Origin of the sequence: Amphritea opalescens (assembly GCF_003957515.1) — a bacterium.
GTDB classification, from domain to species: Bacteria; Pseudomonadota; Gammaproteobacteria; order Pseudomonadales; family Balneatricaceae; genus Amphritea; species Amphritea opalescens.
In genome coordinates this window covers 1-19,165 of the sequence record NZ_RQXW01000025.1, presented here as the reverse complement: position 1 = coordinate 19,165, position 19,165 = coordinate 1, and the positions used below count along the sequence as shown (strand labels likewise).

Annotated in this window: 18 protein-coding genes; 1 reads left to right on the top strand and 17 read right to left on the bottom strand. The window is 47.7% G+C overall.

Annotated features, from left to right (window positions below; all coding sequences use genetic code 11):
• Positions 1–37: 37 nt before the first annotated feature.
• From EH243_RS18795 to murJ, 17 genes are all read right to left on the bottom strand, one after another.
• A complete protein-coding gene (locus EH243_RS18795; RefSeq protein WP_277600714.1) occupies positions 38–445 on the bottom strand; it encodes a type IV pilin protein in 408 nt (135 codons plus the stop codon).
• Positions 446–3,739, bottom strand: coding sequence for a pilus assembly protein (locus EH243_RS17765; protein ID WP_126160000.1), 3,294 nt, complete (start codon positions 3,737–3,739; stop codon positions 446–448).
• Between the two features lie 14 nt (positions 3,740–3,753).
• On the bottom strand, positions 3,754–4,251 hold the full coding sequence (locus EH243_RS17760; protein ID WP_126159999.1) for a pilus assembly PilX family protein: 498 nt from the start codon (positions 4,249–4,251) through the stop codon (positions 3,754–3,756).
• A complete protein-coding gene (locus EH243_RS17755) occupies positions 4,248–5,267 on the bottom strand; it encodes a PilW family protein (RefSeq protein WP_126160014.1) in 1,020 nt (339 codons plus the stop codon). Before EH243_RS17755 ends, EH243_RS17760 begins: the two co-directional genes overlap by 4 nt.
• Positions 5,264–5,746, bottom strand: coding sequence for a type IV pilus modification protein PilV (gene pilV, locus EH243_RS17750; RefSeq protein ID WP_126159998.1), 483 nt, complete (start codon positions 5,744–5,746; stop codon positions 5,264–5,266). Before pilV (EH243_RS17750) ends, EH243_RS17755 begins: the two co-directional genes overlap by 4 nt.
• Entirely contained in the window at positions 5,731–6,258 is a 528-nt protein-coding gene (locus EH243_RS17745; RefSeq protein ID WP_126159997.1) for a GspH/FimT family pseudopilin, read from the bottom strand. The genes pilV (EH243_RS17750) and EH243_RS17745 overlap by 16 nt, the downstream gene beginning before the upstream one ends.
• 227 nt (positions 6,259–6,485) lie before the next feature.
• Entirely contained in the window at positions 6,486–6,977 is a 492-nt protein-coding gene (locus EH243_RS17740; RefSeq protein ID WP_126160013.1) for a GspH/FimT family pseudopilin, read from the bottom strand.
• An 11-nt stretch (positions 6,978–6,988) separates the two neighbouring features.
• A complete protein-coding gene (locus EH243_RS17735) occupies positions 6,989–7,429 on the bottom strand; it encodes a type IV pilin protein (protein ID WP_126160012.1) in 441 nt (146 codons plus the stop codon).
• Positions 7,429–10,155: a PilC/PilY family type IV pilus protein gene (locus EH243_RS17730; RefSeq protein WP_164549163.1), complete on the bottom strand. Its 2,727-nt coding sequence runs from the start codon at positions 10,153–10,155 to the stop codon at positions 7,429–7,431. The genes EH243_RS17735 and EH243_RS17730 overlap by 1 nt, the downstream gene beginning before the upstream one ends.
• 4 nt (positions 10,156–10,159) lie before the next feature.
• A complete protein-coding gene (locus EH243_RS17725; RefSeq protein ID WP_126159995.1) occupies positions 10,160–10,729 on the bottom strand; it encodes a pilus assembly PilX family protein in 570 nt (189 codons plus the stop codon).
• A complete protein-coding gene (locus EH243_RS17720) occupies positions 10,729–11,427 on the bottom strand; it encodes a PilW family protein (protein WP_126160011.1) in 699 nt (232 codons plus the stop codon). Before EH243_RS17720 ends, EH243_RS17725 begins: the two co-directional genes overlap by 1 nt.
• Positions 11,424–11,945: a type IV pilus modification protein PilV gene (gene pilV / locus EH243_RS17715; RefSeq protein ID WP_126159994.1), complete on the bottom strand. Its 522-nt coding sequence runs from the start codon at positions 11,943–11,945 to the stop codon at positions 11,424–11,426. The genes EH243_RS17720 and pilV (EH243_RS17715) overlap by 4 nt, the downstream gene beginning before the upstream one ends.
• 103 nt (positions 11,946–12,048) lie before the next feature.
• Positions 12,049–12,480 (bottom strand): FKBP-type peptidyl-prolyl cis-trans isomerase, encoded by a 432-nt coding sequence (locus EH243_RS17710; protein WP_126159993.1) that lies wholly within the window; start codon positions 12,478–12,480, stop codon positions 12,049–12,051.
• Positions 12,481–12,490: 10 nt separating this feature from the next.
• Entirely contained in the window at positions 12,491–12,985 is a 495-nt protein-coding gene (lspA, locus tag EH243_RS17705) for a signal peptidase II (protein ID WP_241235122.1), read from the bottom strand.
• 10 nt (positions 12,986–12,995) lie between these two features.
• Positions 12,996–15,800 carry an isoleucine--tRNA ligase gene (gene ileS, locus EH243_RS17700; RefSeq protein WP_126159991.1) on the bottom strand — a complete coding sequence of 935 codons (2,805 nt, stop codon included), beginning with the start codon at positions 15,798–15,800 and terminating at the stop codon, positions 12,996–12,998.
• 37 nt (positions 15,801–15,837) lie between these two features.
• The gene (gene ribF / locus EH243_RS17695; RefSeq protein WP_126159990.1) at positions 15,838–16,770 is read right to left on the bottom strand and encodes a bifunctional riboflavin kinase/FAD synthetase; all 933 of its coding nucleotides are present in this window, start codon (positions 16,768–16,770) and stop codon (positions 15,838–15,840) included.
• Positions 16,771–16,862: 92 nt separating this feature from the next.
• Positions 16,863–18,356 (bottom strand): murein biosynthesis integral membrane protein MurJ, encoded by a 1,494-nt coding sequence (murJ, locus tag EH243_RS17690; RefSeq protein WP_241235123.1) that lies wholly within the window; start codon positions 18,354–18,356, stop codon positions 16,863–16,865.
• Between the two features lie 373 nt (positions 18,357–18,729).
• Between murJ and rpsT the strand changes: the two genes are divergently transcribed.
• Positions 18,730–18,996: a 30S ribosomal protein S20 gene (gene rpsT, locus EH243_RS17685; protein WP_126159989.1), complete on the top strand. Its 267-nt coding sequence runs from the start codon at positions 18,730–18,732 to the stop codon at positions 18,994–18,996.
• The last annotated feature ends 169 nt before the right edge of the window (positions 18,997–19,165 follow it).

The window sequence follows — 19,165 nt, the reverse complement described above, 5'->3', positions numbered from 1 at the left end:
CGTATTTTTATAACAAATTATGACTTCCCAGCGAAAATCACCAGCAATCAGACTCGGCGGCGGTTTTAGCACCAGTTTGAGTAACCGACATTGTTCCGCATGTATCGTCGGCCTGAGACCCGTCTGGTGTCGCGGTAAGAGTATATGAACTCCTAGCAGCTGATACCGTTAAATTATAAGCAACTTCAGTACCATCCTGTGGCGATTTAGTAAAAGGCAATGCTGGAGCTGCACCGCTTGCCAAGTAACTACCATTAACCGTAAAGCGTCTCTCCATCCACTGCGACAATTCCACTAAATTTGCCTGCGCATCCGCTCGCTTAGCCGTCCTGACATAATTTATATAAGAAGGATAAGCAATAGCGATGAGAATACCTATAATCGCTACTGTAATCATCAACTCAATGAGTGTAAAACCCTTACCCTTGTTCATATCAATTTCCACTTATTTTAACTGCTCCCAAGACTGACGCCCTGATGTGTTATCGGATGATTCCGTTGTCACCTCAATGTCCCCAGATGAACCGGAGGTATATTTTTTCTCATCATCACCGGTTGAAATAACACCCGGTGTTTTGATGATGCCTACCGTTGATTCTTTACCACTAGCAGCGATATAAGTATCAGCCACACCGTCATTATCGGTATCAATCCCAACCAAATCATTGTCATCAATCACTCCATCGCCATTCATATCATAAGGCGACGAGGCCAACCTAGCACCCGTGTCTGCATCAAGTTCCATCAACCAGCTAGTACCACCTGAGGAACAGGCATCTGCTTCAGGCACTAGCGTTGGAAAGATAACCCGACCACTACGAACCAAAGAACTAGAGACAATTCGCTCTCCAGGATAGTCGCTGCTATTAAAATCCATATACCAACCATCTTTAGTCGCTAAATCGACATCATTATCCGATGTTAGTCGAGTATTATAAGACAAGCCTGTGGCCGAGGAAGAATATTCAGCAATGATTGTTTGTTCCACAAGCTCGTCCCGACCGTCAACAACAGCATCATCATCCTGAACACCATAATAACTTTGGTCTTGAGACAAATCATAATTATCACCCGTTTCAAAGTATTTACCGGTACCAAAGAGCACGATCAAACTACCATCGTCGGCCTCGATAGCCTGGGGTTTCGAAGTAATGGGCTGAGGGTCAGTACAGGGGTCATCGGTACAAGCTGTAAACAATGGTTTGGGTGTCGTTCCGGTGTAATATTTAATATCCCATGAATCGACAGTACTGCCCGAAATATCAAACGCCCACATATTGCCTTTGAGATCGCCAGCATACACGGCATCGGCCACTGAATCACCGTTCGTATCGACCACTATTGGTGTTGATAAACCATTGGTATCAACGCTGTCGCCCATGGATTCTGTGTGAAACTCTTTAATAACAGCGCCGGTTTCTAAATTAACAATATAAAGCACAGCCTCATGGCTAGCACTGCCATAACCATTACCGAAGACGGCCCCCCAGTCTCCATTAGCCAATTTAACAATACTGGGTTGACTATAGGTATAACCAAGGTCGACTAGATCGGCTTCATCTAAATCCCAAAGCACATCCTCGTCATCAAAATTTAATGGGTCCGAGATATCAAGGGCAAAAACACCTTTCCCTCCGCCACCTAGAACACCAATCAGCGCCGTACCCCATCGCTCACTGCCCGAATCATCAAAATCAATGAATGCATCACCATTACTAGCCGTACCATCGACATAATATCGATGTTCATAAGCAGAATCGGTTAAATCCGACAAAGAAGAGACTAACGATTTAGGTATGTACGCAAATAACTCTTCGCCATCACCACTGAAAGCATGCAACATGCCATCATTTGCCCCCACATAGAGCACATCGATACGGTTACCTTTTTGCCAAGTGGATGTAGTCCCTGTTAAATAAGCATTATAGGTCGATACAGTTCCACTCATTTCCAGTGAGTAATAATTATAATTATCCTTTCCACTGTAGATAGGATCAGAATTTATAATATCTCCTAAGATAGAGACTCGAGACCGATAGGTAGTACCTTCATTAGACCGATCCCCGCGAATATAAGCCACTTCATCGCTTGTAATAGTCGATTTTTGAGGGCTGGTTAAATTTGCATACTCAAACTCAACCCCTAGATCTACGCTTCCAGTAGAGGTAAAGATATTCCTGCTACTTTCCGCCGGCATCAGGTCAGCAGCACTCCACGCTAATGAACCGACTGCACCAGTATCCGGATCAAGATCATAAGCCCATAGATCGCCACTCCAACTGCCACTAGAGAACCGAGCTTGGAAAATTTTAGTATCCGTGTCTAAGCGCGTTGAGTTTGCGGCGACCGCCGATGATGATGAAACCCGGCTATCAATACTCTTAATAGCGTTATTCAATGCGGTGATCAGCCCTGTAGGTGATGAGGCTGATAAAAAATCCCCGCGGCCATTCCATGCCGCATGTCGAAGGTCATCAATGGTTGTATCTTGATTACTAACAGGTGTTGGCCAACTGAAAGGGGTAGTGGTATCTGAAGGGTTTTCATCAAGCGTACCGTTAACGCCAAACGCAACGGTGTAAGTCACCATATGCTGTTGATCATTGTTATCGAGAGGCGAGGTTGGCACCTCATTGGGCAAATCAGTTCTCAAATCATTTTCGTAATAATGCATCGCCACATCGGCAAGAGTAGTCTTGCCGGCATTATCCGCATAACTACCGCCATCAAAGTCACTATTATTATCGCCATCGGCATTTCCGATACCGCTGGGAGAGCTACTATTCCAATAGCCATCCGACATAAGAATAGCGAAATTTTGCTGACAAGCACCTCCATGCTCCAGATCTAAAATAGGACCACCAGACTTCCGTTTAAAGTACTCTCCAACTGTTTTAAGACTTGAACGAAGAGGAGTCCCCCCACTCGAATCAATTCTTGAAATCAGATTAAGTAAATCCGTTTTTGTTGCACTATCAGTCATATCAGCAACAGCAGCGGAACCCGAGTTATTATTAATCGTTGCTAACCCCATGCGCTCGGTTGCGCTGTTAACAATCCCTGACAGTGCAGCTTTAACAACATATTCACGCTTACGATAATAGGTATACCAGTTGGCAAAATTGGTTTGTTCACTGGAACTCATTACCTGCGCCCCTGCATTGGGGTTAGGGGATACAAACTGCGAACTATAATTATAACTTCTTAAACTAGCATCAGGACACTCGCCTCGTTCTAAGACGCCATCACCATCATCCGTCCAAGTGTAATATCCATCATAATAACCATATCGATCAGCTGCATATAGATTAACGAATCCATCACGTGAGTCATAAGGATTCAACCGTGCGGCAGTGATGCTTTGGTTAGCATAAGTATTACCGTCTCGATCCTCCCCCGCCCAAGGCACATAAGTCACGGAGGGATCGTAATACAGTACGTTATAACCCGCGCAAGCTTCAAGAACAGAGTAACGATAACTCGATGATGAATCAGGCCACCACTCTTGGATACCACTATCTCGATAAGAATCATATGCCGAAATAGCGTTAGCACCATTAGACTTCAGCACCTCCCAATCCATACTGCCGGAATCATCTACCAAAAAGAAGATATTAGGCTGTACCCTAGTCTGTAAATACAACGGCTGCTGAGAAATCTCCGCCTGCAATGCCATCGGACATAGAGGTAAAAAGAGCAACAAGCTCTTAACAAACTTTAACGATTTAAAAGAACTCATTGACGTTTACCTCTTTATCTCTTGTAAACCGTCTGCAAAATCACTTCTGCAGTATCGGTTTGGCCGACGGCACGGGCCGATACTCGATAATAACTATCGGTATCAACAGCACCGCCCATTCCAAGACTATCGTCAGTCTTAGATACAAACTCTAATTTTTCAATCACATAGGCCGGCGTCTCAGCCAATGCCGTAAAACCCTCACCCGAATACGCTTTTACTGCGCTCGAGCTCGTCCAATTAACCGTCTCCCATAAGTCAGCATCGGATTCATACAGCCCCGCCACCGAGCCATCAAAATCGGGTAGCAAAACGACGTCGGCTAAGTAATCTTCCGCATCATTTAACGTCGCCTCTGCCGCCTGAAAAGCAATATTACGATCACGCATATTACCCGCCATTTTTTCTTCAAGGCCGGTCAACTCCATACCCGCTAAACCAATGACCGTCATGACCAATAATATAATAATACTGACAATTAATACCGAGCCTTGCTCTGACCTTTGATTCATATCTTTAGCCTGTTTCTAATGGCAATAGTCGTTGTAAATACTTTTCTTAAACGCCCATCATTGAAATTAACGGTAGCACCGTTAAACACTAGGCTCTGCCCTTCTCTTACAAGGCTGTCCTCACTGCTTTCAATTAGCAAGCTAACCCTCAACGCTATGACATTATCAAAATCAGACACCGCCCCTGCAGAGACATAACGGTTTGGCCGACTATCACCGCTAGTATCTTCCCCATAGAGGATTTGCATACTTGCAACACCTTCGACAAGTTCAATCGGTTCAGCAAAGCTCAGTACTCCGGCACTATTAGAAATTCCTTGGCGATAAAGAGAAGACTGACCGTACTCATTATTGGCTACGAAAAAACGGTAAGCCTGCAATTGAAAAACCGATGAGTCCTGCGGGAAAGGATTTAAAGTCACTGAGGAATTCCCCGGCGTTACACCGCTGTCTTCATACTTAATTAGGCTACTCACACCATTTGATTTCTGAAACACCGCTGAACTAGAACAATCTGACATGATTAACACATCACCTTTTTCAAAGCTTGGCGTAGCATCACAGCTTATATCAGTACCGGTAAGTTGAGAGACGGTACACTTATTGCCCGAGTCAGCATATTTAATGGTAATCGTATCGGTCCCCGCAATGGGGCTTTTGGTTCCATAGGTAGCCGTACCATCAACATCATCTTCCCCTGATAACTCGTTTGAGAAATCAATAAAATCCCAAATTGCAGAACCATCATCCACCAATATAGAGGTTAGCGTATTACTCGATGAACAGCCCATAAAACCGGTCTTTCTCAAATCTCGTGACAAATACTGTGTCGCAAAACGACCATTTTCCTGTAGTTTAGCCAAACCCGTTTGCATAGAGTAAGTTGCACGACTACCCACAAACACCTGTAACACGGCTGCCGTTAAAAGCAAGCCAATCACCATGGCGATCATCAACTCAATTAGGCTTAATCCCGTTTGATTACCACGCTGACATTCATGAAGTGGACTATTCATAATTCAGCACTCACGGTTAGCTGCGTCACAGATCCATCACGATCATCATCCCACCAAAGGTAAACCACAATAGGGTTATCCGTACTGTTGCCTTCACAGTCAGGCGCACCATTAGCATCGCCGGCCTTATCACTTCGACAAACAATCCCTGATCCCGATGGCAATTCACGAGTGATAGTGGCAAACCACTCAGACAAATCATGCGCCGCCATTTCTGTTTCCGAACAACCCGTTGATGCTAAGCAGTCGGCTTCTGCTGTTCCACTCGAAACCTGCAAATAACTATCAATGGCATCACGATTAACACGCATTCGGTCAATTATGTCATAAGCCAACAGATTGGCTTGACTACGCATATACGCACTTTGATTTTGCTGAATACCCGTCACTTGTAACTTGGCCATCCCCAAGATACCAATCGTCAAGATCACTAGCGCGATCATAACCTCAATCAAACTAAAACCTAACTGTCGTTGCATACATGCGCCCCTGCATCCCAATCTTCACAAGACCTAACCCTTCCCGTTGAACGCACAAGCAACCCGTCTTCTTCCGTGTCACTGGATGAATCGCCAATAATAAAAACACTATCACCATTTGCTGCGGCTACCAACATACCCTGACTATCATAAATAACTTTTGCACTACGACTGTATACAATAGAACTCGCGTCCTCAATATCCATCTGCACACGGATAATATCGTTTGTACTAACATCATAAACTAACCAACCGGTAGACCAATCGGTTCCATCTGCATCACAAGAAGTACCACTTGACGTGCGACAAACGGCCACACTCGAACCTCTTTTGATCGCTTCGCTTCGCGCCAATGAGATACTCGATATCAATTTACTTTTGACAGAACCCACTCGGCTATCTGCAACAAAATCACCAAAATTGGGCACTGCAACCAGCAACAATACCGACAATATCGCCAATACAATCATCAGCTCTATGAGAGAAAAGCCATTACGTACAGAAACTCGCAAAAAAACCTCCGATGCTAATTCATATCTGGATCAATAGAAGCGATAAAACTCATCTACTAACAACTGGTTACATTTTAGACGCTAAAAACGATTAACACACCTGCAACGACTTAATAGAATTGCCTGAAGTCAACAAATGGAATTAAAGAACAAGATTAAACCAATTCAACGACATCTGTAACTGGTTTAACATTTATTTGGATATGAAACGTACGCGACTCGCGCATTCAGCCTAACCGGATGCGGCCAGCAGAGGAGATGACCAGGCTCTTTTGATTCGTACTGCCTGATACACTAATGGTGAAAGTGCCGGTATCGGTCGTCGTACCCGCAGCACTGATTCTAACTTGCGTACGGCTCGGGATAGCAACAGCCACGCCATCGGGGAAGTCGGCTTGCCTCAAACGTAGATCATCCGCTGCCACAAAAGCTCCATCGCCGTTCTCGTCAATATACACGAGAATACCCGCCCCCCAACTATTACCGCAGCCTCCGGTTGAAGCATCCAGAGGGCACAAGGTTACCGCTTTCTTGCGGGTCACGGCTTCGAAACGCGCTTGGTTATAACTGTCTTTAAGCAGTTGAGTGGCGGTGTTTAACCGTTGCGAGTGCAGATAATTCGACAGCGAAGGCATTCCGACCGTCATCAGAATAAGCAGTACACTCAATGTGACCATTAATTCCATCAGCGTAAAGCCCTTCTGCTGCTGCCTAGCCATATCCCCTCCGCTCACCAACAATTTGCAGCTCCAGCAGAGCCTGACGCGGTCTGATTACCGGATTGATCTAGCCCTAACGAACCACATTCATCGCTCGCCTGCCCGTTAATCGGCGTGGCCAATACGCTAAACCCGGTCTTATTAGGCCCACCGCTAAATTGATAACGAGATTTCATATCACCCGCACTAACACAGGATGACCCCATGAGTAGATCATCATTGCCATCGCCATCCGCATCCACCAAGGTATAGGCGAGCTCCGCCGCATATCGGCGTTCCATCTGTTGCGCCATATCCATCAAACACAACCGCGCTGATTCTCGCCAGCTATGTTGGATATGCTGCATATAGGAGGGATAGGCGACCGCCGCCAGCAGGCCGACAATCGCCACCGCGATCAGCAACTCAATCAGGGTAAAGCCCCGCACCCGAGGTTGACCAAAGCTATTCATCAGAGACGCTCCACATAACGCCAGCTAGCTCGACCAGATGCTTCCGGCGCTAACTGTACTAATTCCGAACCAAGCTCGTCGTCGTTATGAATACGCTGCAACCCTTCGCCATCGACTAGCTCAGTTACCCCCGTACCATTGCCAGCCCGCATACCCGAAGCACTGACTAGGTTACCATCCCCGTCCGTGACCTGATCATTCTCATCAAACACCCCATCACCGTTATAATCGACCGATATATAACTAAGACGGCCGCCGGTATAACGATTCAACTCCATCTCCCAACCATACCCTCCGGCTTCACAAGGATCATTGGTATAGGTGAGGGTTGAAAAGACCACCCGTGAACCCCGCAATACTGGGGTACTCAACACCCGTTCGCCCAGTTGATCCGCCTCACCAGAGCTGTGAGGTGTTTCTAGATCCATATACCAACCCCGATCGGTACTATCGAGGCTCTTATTGGTCGTCAATCTCAGTTCGCGACTCTCGTCGCCAAAGGAGTAAAACTTCTGGGCATAGATGGACTGCTGTTGTAACGCATCTCTCCCCAACGTGATCTCACTCCCACTATCAACAATGCCATAGAAGGTTTGCAGGCTGGTGCTGGACTTATCCGAAAATTCAAAATCCTTACCCGTACCAAAATAGATCATATTATTGCCTGATTTATCCTCGGATACCGCCAAGCGCGAGGTGATTGGCTGAATCTCATTAGCACCACAGGATGTACTCGAACAGGCCTGAAAGACTCGATAATCCAGCGCCCAATCGGTGGGATCCGTACTGCTCAGGTCAAACTTCCAAACATTGCCATACAGATCCCCACCGTAGATGATATTCACCGTTTGCCCATCATCACTCACCGGTGCAAGGGTCGACATACCGTTGGGAAGATTGAGGCCTTCCGGCGCTTCATCAAAGCCGGTATTCGTGGATAATTTAATCAGGGAGGAGCCACTATCGAGCCCTTGCAGATAGATCACCGCATCGCCCGAGTCACTGACATGATCATCATTTACCGTATTGTTATAACCGTTCCCAAACACTAGATACCATTTATTGTCCCTTAGTTTGACGATAGCGGGCCGAGCATAGCTGTAGCCCATATCTTGATCATCGGCATCGGTAAACTCTCGTAAGAAAATATCATCGGCAGCGCTTTCGGAAAAACGACTTGGATCGGTTACATCCAACAAATAAACGCCCTGACCTCCTGCATTTAACCCGCCAGCTAGCAGGGTGCGCCACTCGCCGTCAACATAGGCGTCCTGTATCGTCGGTGTGCCATCGACATAATAGTGGTGGCTATACTCAGGGACGGTAAGATCTTTTAGATCCGGCAATAATATGGATGGAATATACGCCAACAACTCTTGGCCGTCCGATGCTCTAAAACCATGTAGCATGCCATCATTTGCACCAACATAGATCATCGGCTCGCGGGCAGAATATGTCTCTTTAAACGCCCGATAGCTGGCTGAACTGTAATAGGCTGAAGGGCTAGCGACATAGATAGGGTTTGAGTGGACGATATCGCCGAGTAATGAGTTGCGACTGCGATAACCGGAAACATCATTGCCACGAATATAGTTCAGCTGGTTCTCATTCCGATTAAACCATGCATTCTTCTCGTCACTCGTAAAGTTATTCCAACGAAAAGCGAGGCCGCTGCTTCCTCTATTCGTTAAAATAGCGCGGCTAGAGGGGGGAGGTAGTTCCTCAGCGGCCTCCCACGAAGGCGTATCGCTTACCTCTAACAACCCCGTTGAACTATTCACCGTGGTGGTATAAGCGTTTAATTCGCCACTCCAATCCGTGGTGTTGAAACTCGCTTGATAAATATCGAGCCCACTGGTGACATAACCACTATTAGCACTCAAGCGAGTACTACTGAAGGACTTACGACTAATATCGGCAAAAATACTTCTCAGAGAGGTAAGCAGCTCATCCTCATTACCGGCAATAAGGTACTCACCATGTCCATTTTGCGCGGCATCCGTCAGCATGGGGAAATCGATATCGAAACCAACAGTGTAGGTATACATATTTTGCAGGCCCGGCTGATCACTCATATCCGTATCCCAAGCAAACTTGGCTAGATCATCGAGGTAATAGTTTCCAGAATATTCATCATTTTTATCCCAGTTTGGCAGCTCGGAATCCTTACCATCAGAATCATTCAGATGATTAAACGCTCCATCATTTTCCGGCTGTCCATCAGTCAATACTATTGTGAAATTTTTCTGGCACTGACTGGTTATTGGTGATGTATATTTACTGTTCCTGTGAAAAAAGAACCCTTCCATTCCCCTAAAGTAGCGCGTTACCTCATAATAAGCCTCTGCAATTGGCGTACTTCCACCTGCTACATATTGACCTAACTGATCCAACAGAGTGGTTTCACTACTACCGCACACAAGATCGATTCGACCACCATCCGTCCGATTCAAACGAGCTAACCCAATCCGCATACCGTCACCGGATTGAATAACGCTTTTAGCCGTCGAAATCGCCTGTTCCATTTTAGAATCGCCATCCTCCGCTGAGTCTTTAGGTCGGTTAGCCATACTCTCAGAGGTATCCATCAACAACATCACATTAGGCTCTGCTGTTCCTGCTACATTGATGGGCACATTACTGATCTTGTAATCAGCAGCCATAACCGAGCTAGCGGCTAATGTAGCGACAGTAACAATGAGCGTGAACATCCTTGTTCTCTTCATGATCTCACCTAAAACGCTTACCATATTCACTTTGCAGGATCACTTCACTCTCGCCACTTTTGCCTGTACTCCGGCTCAGGTGACGAAATAAGCTGATCCCCGTCGTCCCGCCATAGCTATACCCCTGAGTTTTGTCATCGGGGATAAACTCTGTCAGCTCAATAGACACTCGGGGTTGCTCAGACACCGAACTCAAAGGGTCAGCATTGAATGCCGTTAGTGGCTGGGTGCCTTTCTCCCACTGACCAACCGTCGTCAGGTTCAACAACTGCGCTTTAAACTGGCTACTCGTCCGACTATCGACCACAAAATCCGACAAACCCGTTTGCAAATCACTATATTCCACTAGGTCAGGCGTGGAATCTTGATCCCCGAGCCACTGTTCAGAATAGGTCAACCCAGTTTCAGCAGCTTCAAACGCGATCGATTCATCCTGCATATTGGCCGCCATACGGGATTGTAAGACGTTCGTTTTCATTGAGGTTGAAGCCATCAGCCCCATGATCAACATAAGTATTAATGCAACAATCAGAGTTGCTCCCCCCTGCTGTCCCGCCAAACCGTTATTCATCATCAGAGCACCGCATTCCTTAGCAACGCCGTTGCTGTATAAACCTGATAGAGTCGCCGGTCGGAGGTATCAACCCCGTCAAAAGGTGATGGCAGTGTTTGCTGGCGGTCCGATACGCCGTTCCCCGTACTGCAGAGTAATAGATTAAAGCGCACGGTAATCACCTTGCCCCAGTCCGATTTGGACATATCAGCCAGCAACTTATAACTATCTACAAGGTTGTCGTCACCCTCATCGATACCATACTCAAGCACCAACCCCTCTACCCCCTCGACTAACGGCTGGTCTTTCCGGTAAAGCGAAGGGCGACCAACACCGGTATCACCCACATAGTAAGTCGTATCTAAACCCGGCAAATAGATAATCTCGCTTTGAATACTGCGCTGTGAGATGACTAAATTTCCATATTTGTCTTCAAAGTTTTCGACTGTTTTCGCGGTATTTTCAACGCCCAGCACCGTTTCACCGGATGAAGAATCAATCCCGCTTTGTCGTAGATCTTTTAAGAGCACACCCAGTGCAAAGCGGCCATTTTCCTGCACCTCCGACATCGCATCTTGTAGTTGATAGGTGCGCGCAGAGGCAACAAAGGCGGCTAACATGGCGGAGGTTAACAGAAGGCCGATAACGAATGAGATCATTAGCTCAACCAGTGTAAAACCCTGCTGTGAATGTTTTACGGGGGAATAACGCGACTTCATAGCTTCACCTCATGCTGATAGCTAGAACGAGTGCCATCATCCCGCCGCCCATCCCAACTGAGTGTGATAAGAATCGCTTGATCATCGCGGGAAATTTCAGCATCCCCACTAGGAAGGTAAGCATTAACCCGTCCTAACCAATCAGAGAGATCATTGTTAGCCAGCTTCTCGCCTCCAGATAGACCGGCGGTATTGCTGAAAGCATCAACGGTTTGAGATAGTTTTAGGGAGTAAGCATCGGCTAACGCCGCCTGACGATTGAGACGGAGTCGGTCTGCCATATCACTGGCGATGGTAACCGCTTGGGTACGTAGATAGGCACTCTGATTCTGCTGCACCCCTCGCGCCTGCATCGCCATCATGCCGGACAGGCCTATGGCCACCAACACGAGGGTAACTAACACTTCAATCAGGGTAGTGCCACGCTCGGAAGAGCAATCAAAAGACTTACAAGACTCCTGCCGATCGAAAATCTGGCAGGAAAAAGGATAAATTAACATACATCCATATCTACTCATCACAACATCCTTGTCGTAATCAATAAAGATAATGTAGCCAATAAAAATTAAAAACGCTAATCAGTCATCGTTCTTATGTAGCTAATGTTGGACCTAACTTGAACTACTCAACCGTAAGAATCTTCACTTCAAATTTAAGATTCTTACCCGCCAACGGGTGATTGAAATCGATCGTCACCATCTGCTCATTAAACTCGGCTACTACGCCGGGCAACTCGCCATCAGAACCGTCGGCGAATGAAACCACCAATCCCTGCTCTAGTGCCATATCGCCAAACTGTTTACGAGGTAAGCGCTGCATATTACTGGGATTGGACATACCAAACCCCTGTTCTGGCAGTATATCGATGATAGCCTCATCGCCCGCCTTCATACCTAACAATGCTTGTTCAAAACCATCGAGCAGTTGACCATCACCCACCACAAAGGTGGCCGGCTTACCCTCAAAGTTGGAATCAACCACCTGCCCATCTGCCAATTTGATAGCAAAATGTAGCGTAACGGTCGCATCCGGTACAATTGTCTGTTGTGACATAACTCAGACCTTATTTAGATTTATTTTGGTTATCCGAAGACCATAACATATCAATAATCAGCAGGCCTGCACCAATCGTAATCGCCGTATCGGCCAAATTAAATGCAGGAAAGTAATAACCGTTATAGTGCAGCGAGATAAAATCGACCACATAACCATGTACAACCCGATCATACAGATTACCCAGCGCGCCCCCTAACACCAGCGCCAAACCAGCGCCTAGCCAGTGTTGCTCGCGGGGCGTACGTGCCATCCACACCAACAACATCCCACTAACCGCAATGGCAATCAGGGCAAACAACCAGCGCTGCCACCCCCCAGCCGAAGCCAAGAAGCTAAAGGCCGCACCGGTATTATGCAATAGCGTTAAATCGAAAATCGCCAACTGCGGATGTGGAACACCGTAAGCAAGCAAACTGCTGGCCTGATACTTAGTGAACAGGTCCAGCACAATCACGATAATAACTAGCCACAGCCAAGATAGCGCCGTACGAGAGCTCTTCACGATATCAACCTCAGGCGAAGCTACGTTGCTCACCATCACCGACCACGTTATCAACGCAGCGATCGCACAGTTCTTCGTGCTCTGGATGACTACCGACATCTTCACGGTGATGCCAACAGCGACCGCACTTAGCCTGCTCGCTCTTAATCACCGTAATGCTCAGCCCATCCAACTCTGTAGCCACCGCGTCTACCGCTTCAGCCGCCGGACGTACCGCCGCTTTCGAGGTAATAAGCACAAAACGCAACTCATCGGCTAGTTTTTCCAACTGAACCGCCAACTCAGGAGCACAGTAGAGCGTTACTTCCGCTTCTAAGCTGCCACCGATATGGCCCGCATTACGCTGATTTTCCAGCTCTTTATTGACTGCCGTTTTAACCGCCAGCACTTGCGCCCAGTAATCACGTCCCATCTCCGCACTGTCATCCAGTGTCGTTAGACCGGTATACCAAGTGGCCAGCTGTACAGACTCAGCCCGTTCACCTGGAAGCTCTTTCCAGATTTCATCGGCTGTGAAGCTCAGAATCGGAGCGATCCAACGCGCCATCGCTTCAACAATATGATACAGCGCGGTCTGGCAAGAACGACGGGCAACCGAATCAGATTTCGCGGTGTACTGTCGATCTTTAATGATATCCAGATAGAAGCCACCCAAATCCAAAGAACAGAAGTGGGAGATCTTCTGATAAACCTGCAACATCTGATACTGGTCGTAATGACCCGTCAGCTCATCCTGTAAGCACGCCGCACGGTCAATCGCCCAGCGATCGAGTGCAACCATATCCGCAGGATCAACCATATCGGTTGCTGGGTTAAAGCCTTCAAGGTTTGCTAACAGAAAGCGAGCCGTATTACGAATACGACGATAAGCATCAGCGGTACGCTTAAGAATCTCGTCGGAAACGGTCATCTCAGAACTAAAGTCTGTTGAAGCGACCCATAGACGCAAAATATCAGCGCCATACTTATTCATCACTTCCTGCGGAGAGACCACATTGCCGACCGATTTAGACATTTTCCGGCCTTCACCATCGACCGTAAAGCCGTGGGTTAACACCTGTTTGTAAGGTGCACAGCCCTTAATAGCGATACTGGTTTTCAGTGACGACTGGAACCAACCCCGATGTTGATCGGAGCCTTCTAGATACATATCCGCTGGAAACTGCAGCCCTTCGGTGCGATCTAGCACCGAGTAGTGAGTCACACCGGAATCAAACCAAACATCCAATGTATCCACTACTTTCTCGTACTGGTCAGCTTCGTCGCCTAACAGTTCGCTGGCGTCCAATTCAAACCAAGCATCAATACCGGTCTGTTCAACCTTTAACGCCACCTCTTCAATCAAACGCGGCGTTTCAGGATGCAGTTCAGCGGTGACTTTATTCACAAACAGCGCAATGGGTACACCCCAGGTACGCTGACGGGATACACACCAGTCAGGGCTTTGCTCAACCATCGATTCAATACGGTTCTGCCCCCAACTCGGGAACCACTCGACACCTTTAATAGCCTCTAAAGCATCTTTTTTCAGGCCTTTCGCTTCCATACTGATAAACCACTGCGGTGTCGCACGATAGATCAGTGGTGTCTTGGTACGCCAGCAATGGGGGTAACTGTGGCTAAACTTATTCTTCAATAGCAAACGGTTGTTAGCTTCCAACGCAGCAACAATCGCATCTTCTACCTTGTAGACATGCTGACCCGCAAACTCAGCGGCATTCTCAGTAAAGACGCCATCAGGCCCGACGAGGTTCAGTGTGCCAATTCCGTAAGCACGACCCACATTGAAATCTTCTACGCCGTGATCAGGTGCGGTATGTACAGCACCCGTACCCGCATCCGTGGTGACATGATCACCCAAAATAACAGGCACCTGCTTATCGTAGAACGGATGTTGCAGCGATTGATGCTCCAGCGCCTCACCCTTACAGTGACCCACAATACGATACTCTTCGATGCCATAACGCTGCATCGCATCTTCAACCAATGCTTCAGCGATGAGCAAACGTTCACTGCCTACCTGCACCAAGACATAGTCTAGTTCGGCATTCAGCGATACCGCTTGGTTAGCTGGTAGCGTCCACGGTGTGGTTGTCCAGATAACAACGGTCGCTTCGCCTTCTCCGGAAAGATCGCTAAAGCAGCTAAGGAAAGCCTCTTGGTCAACCGGAGCAAAACGCACATCGATAGCCAGTGAGGTTTTATCCTGATACTCAACTTCGGCTTCCGCTAACGCCGAACTACCGACGACGCTCCAGTAAACCGGCTTGTAACCTTTGACCAGGTGGCCATTCTCCGCGATACGGCCCAGCGCTCGGATAATGTTCGCTTCAGTGGCGAAGTTCATGGTCAGGTAGGGATTTTCCCAGTCGCCCAACACACCTAAACGGATAAAGTCTTTCTTCTGACCGTCTACTTGGCGAGTGGCATATTCACGGCATTTCTTACGGAAATCACTGTAAGAAACTTTTACGCCCGCTTTACCAATCTTCTTTTCAACATTGTGCTCAATGGGCAGACCATGACAATCCCAACCCGGCACATAGGGCGCATCAAAACCCGCCATCGTGCGGGATTTAACGATAATATCTTTCAGAATTTTATTAACCGCGTGACCGATATGAATGTCGCCGTTCGCGTAGGGAGGGCCATCATGCAAAATAAATTTTGGCCGACCCGCACTGACTTCACGAATCTTTTGGTAAAGATCCATTTTCTGCCACTGTTTCAGCATCTGCGGCTCTTTCTGAGCCAGATTGCCGCGCATCGGGAACTTAGTATTCGGTAAGTTCAGGGTCGGTTTATAATCGGTCATTGTCGTATCGCTTCTGAATCGTCTAGTTTGGCCTTGCTTACAAGGCACCTGTCAGAAAGTAGTTCCTGACCTGTTGAATATCGTTGTCTATCTGTTGTTTCAGCGCATCCAGCCCAGAAAATTTCTGCTCTGGACGAATAAACGTTTTAAATTCTACTGTTAATAATTGGCCGTATAGATCACCCGACCAGTCAAACAGATGAGCTTCTAGTACCGGCTGTTTTCCATTGACGGTCGGGCGCATACCAATATTCGCCACCCCTTGGGCTGACAGGTTTTTTCCGGTGACGGTCACGGCATAAACACCGTTGAGCGGCGAGTGAAACCGATGCATCCGCACATTCGCGGTAGGCACACCGATAGTGCGACCCAGCTCTTGGCCATGCATCACACGTCCCGTCACGCTGTAAGGACGGCCTAGCAACGCACAGGCTAATGTTAGATCGTTATGTTGCAACGCATGACGGACGCGCGTGCTGCTGACCCGTTCACCATCGACATCGAAGGTTTCGGTATTAACGACACTGAAACCATAGCGTTCGCCGCTCTGTCGCAGCATGTTGTAATCACCGCTGCGATCACAGCCAAAACGAAAATCATCGCCAACCACAAAATGCCGTACCGCAAGGCCTTTTAACAGCAGTTCATCAACAAACTGATCCGCACTCATGGTCCGTAATCGTTCATTAAAGGTAAGGCATAACACGCGATCAACGCCCTGAGCCTTAAGCAGCCGGACCTTTTCATCGAAGCGAGTCAACCTAGGTGGCGCCTGATTCCCCGCGAAAAACTCTCGAGGTTGCGGCTCAAAAATGATGACTACCGCCGGCAAGCCCAGCTCTTTACCCTTGCGCAATACCTGCGCCAACACCTGCTGATGACCTAGATGCACGCCATCAAAGTTGCCGATCGTTGCGACACAGCCTTTATGCTTGTCACGCAGATTATGCAAACCCCGAATTAGCTCCATGTCACCCCGATCTCATTGGCAAATAAAATAAGCGCGGAATTATACCCCAGTTAGAGCGATATTCGCTATCGGTCAACCTCGATATAGGGCGATTAATGGCGTAAATGCCGCAATCGCATTCCCGTTGCAGCCAAAACCAACAGATAAATCGCCGCACCACCGCCCACTAAAATAGCCATCTGCGTGACTCGCTGCCACATATCGAAGCTCAGCCACTGTGCCGGCGTACCGGCCAGCCACAACAGAAAAGCAATCATCATGAGGTTGGCTAACCCCATTCTCAATAGCCATTTAAGCCAACCGGACTGCCAACTAAAGACGCCTTCTTTCAACAGCCCACGCAACAACAAACCGGCATTCAAAAAGGCCGACAGAGTGGTCGCCAGCGCCAAACCAACATGATCCAATGGCCAGATCAGTATTAGATTTAACACCATATTGATGACCATCGCATAGATACCGATTTTCACCGGCGTCTTAGTATCTTGACGAGAGTAATAACCCGGCGCCAGTACTTTGATCATCATAAAAGCCAACAAGCCACAAGCATAGGCCCGCAGACTCATCGCCGCCATGGTGACATCATGATCCGTCATTTCACCGTAATGAAACAGCGTTGCTAACAAGGGCTCAGCCAACACCAATAGCGCCATCGCCGCAGGCAAACCGATCAACAACACCATCCGCATCGCCCAATCGAGGGTTCGCGAGAAGTTTTCGGTACTTTTCTCCGCATGTTTACGGGATAAACTTGGCAAAATAACCGTGGCGATCGCAATCCCAAACACGCCCAACGGCAACTCAGCCAAACGGTCCGAATAGTAGAGCCAAGAAACACTGCCGGTCTGTAAAAAAGAGGCTAACAAGGTATCCAGTAACAAATTGATTTGACTCACCGAAACACCAAACAGCGCCGGAATCATCAACTTCAAAATGCGTTTAACACCCTCATCCTGAAAGCCCAGCTTAGGGGTGGGCAATAGCTGAATACGCCAAAGAAACGGCATTTGAAACAACAACTGTACCGAGCCGGCAATTAACACACCTAACGCTAACGCCATCACCGGCTGTTCAAACAACGGCTGCATCCATATAGCCGCGCCAATCAAAGATAGATTCAACAACACCGGCGTAAACGCAGGCACCGCAAAACGCTCATAACTATTCAGAATACTGCCAGAGAGAGCCGTCAAAGAGATGAGCAGCAGGTAGGGAAAGGTATAGCGCAGCATCTCCACGGCGAGTTCGTAACGCAGCGGATCATTAAGATAGAAGCCTGGTGCAAAAATGGCCGCCAGTACCGGCGCACCCAGAACCCCTATAGCGGTCACTACCAGCAACACCAACCCCAAGCTACCCGCCACCCGGTCGACCAGCTGCTTAACCGCCGCTAGATCCCTTAAACTTCGATATTCTGATAACACGGGCACAAAGGCTTGAGAGAACGCACCCTCCGCAAACAACCGTCGCAAAAAGTTGGGGATTTTAAAGGCTACAAAAAAAGCATCGGCACTGCTGCCCGCACCAAAATAATTAGCCACCACAACATCACGAACCAACCCTAGCACCCGCGACAGCATCGTCATGATGCCAACTAACGCACTCGAGCGTAGCAAACTACGCGATTTAGGCGGTTTGCCTTCAGGCTGATGACTGGACGGCGCCGGTGATGACACTTCTGTTCTGCTCAATGTTCTGCTTTCCTGACAGCCAAAATAGATGGGTGCTGATAATACCGATTAAACGGATTAAATGCTTGCGCAAACAGATTAGCGCCACCGCCCAACGAATCATCGCCCTTACTTTATTCTCATTTGCCTATTGACAGCCAGAGCACAAACATGAATAATCTCGCGTCTTAATTTTAGATGTCCAGACGTTCGAAAATGAACCCTAGGATGTCTCAATATCGATTATTTTATATCGATCAACTTTTACACTGTTTAGAGGAGTCGGATTGTGGCAAATTCCGCAGGATCCCGTAAACGCGCTCGCCAAGCCGAGACGCGCCGTCAAAATAACGCGAGCCTGCGTTCCATGGTTCGCACTTACGTTAAGAAAATAGTTGTTGCTATTGAGTCCGGCGACCATGCCGCGGCTACCGCAGCATTCGTTACCGCTCAGCCATTAATGGATAGCGCAGTAACTAAAGGCATTTTCAACAAAAACCAGGTAGCTCGCAAGAAAAGCCGCCTGAATGCCTCTATTAAGAAACTTGCTGCTTAATCTCCTTGAGATCTAAGCTGTAAAAAAACCGGCCTTGGCCGGTCAGACTGCTGAAAAAGTCCTCGTCAAATGACGAGGATTTTTTATAATAGAGCCATGTTAAAAGAACGCCCCCAAACCCAGTCCACCCTTGAGTTTGTCTGTATTGATGAGCTTGTGCCTAAAGATC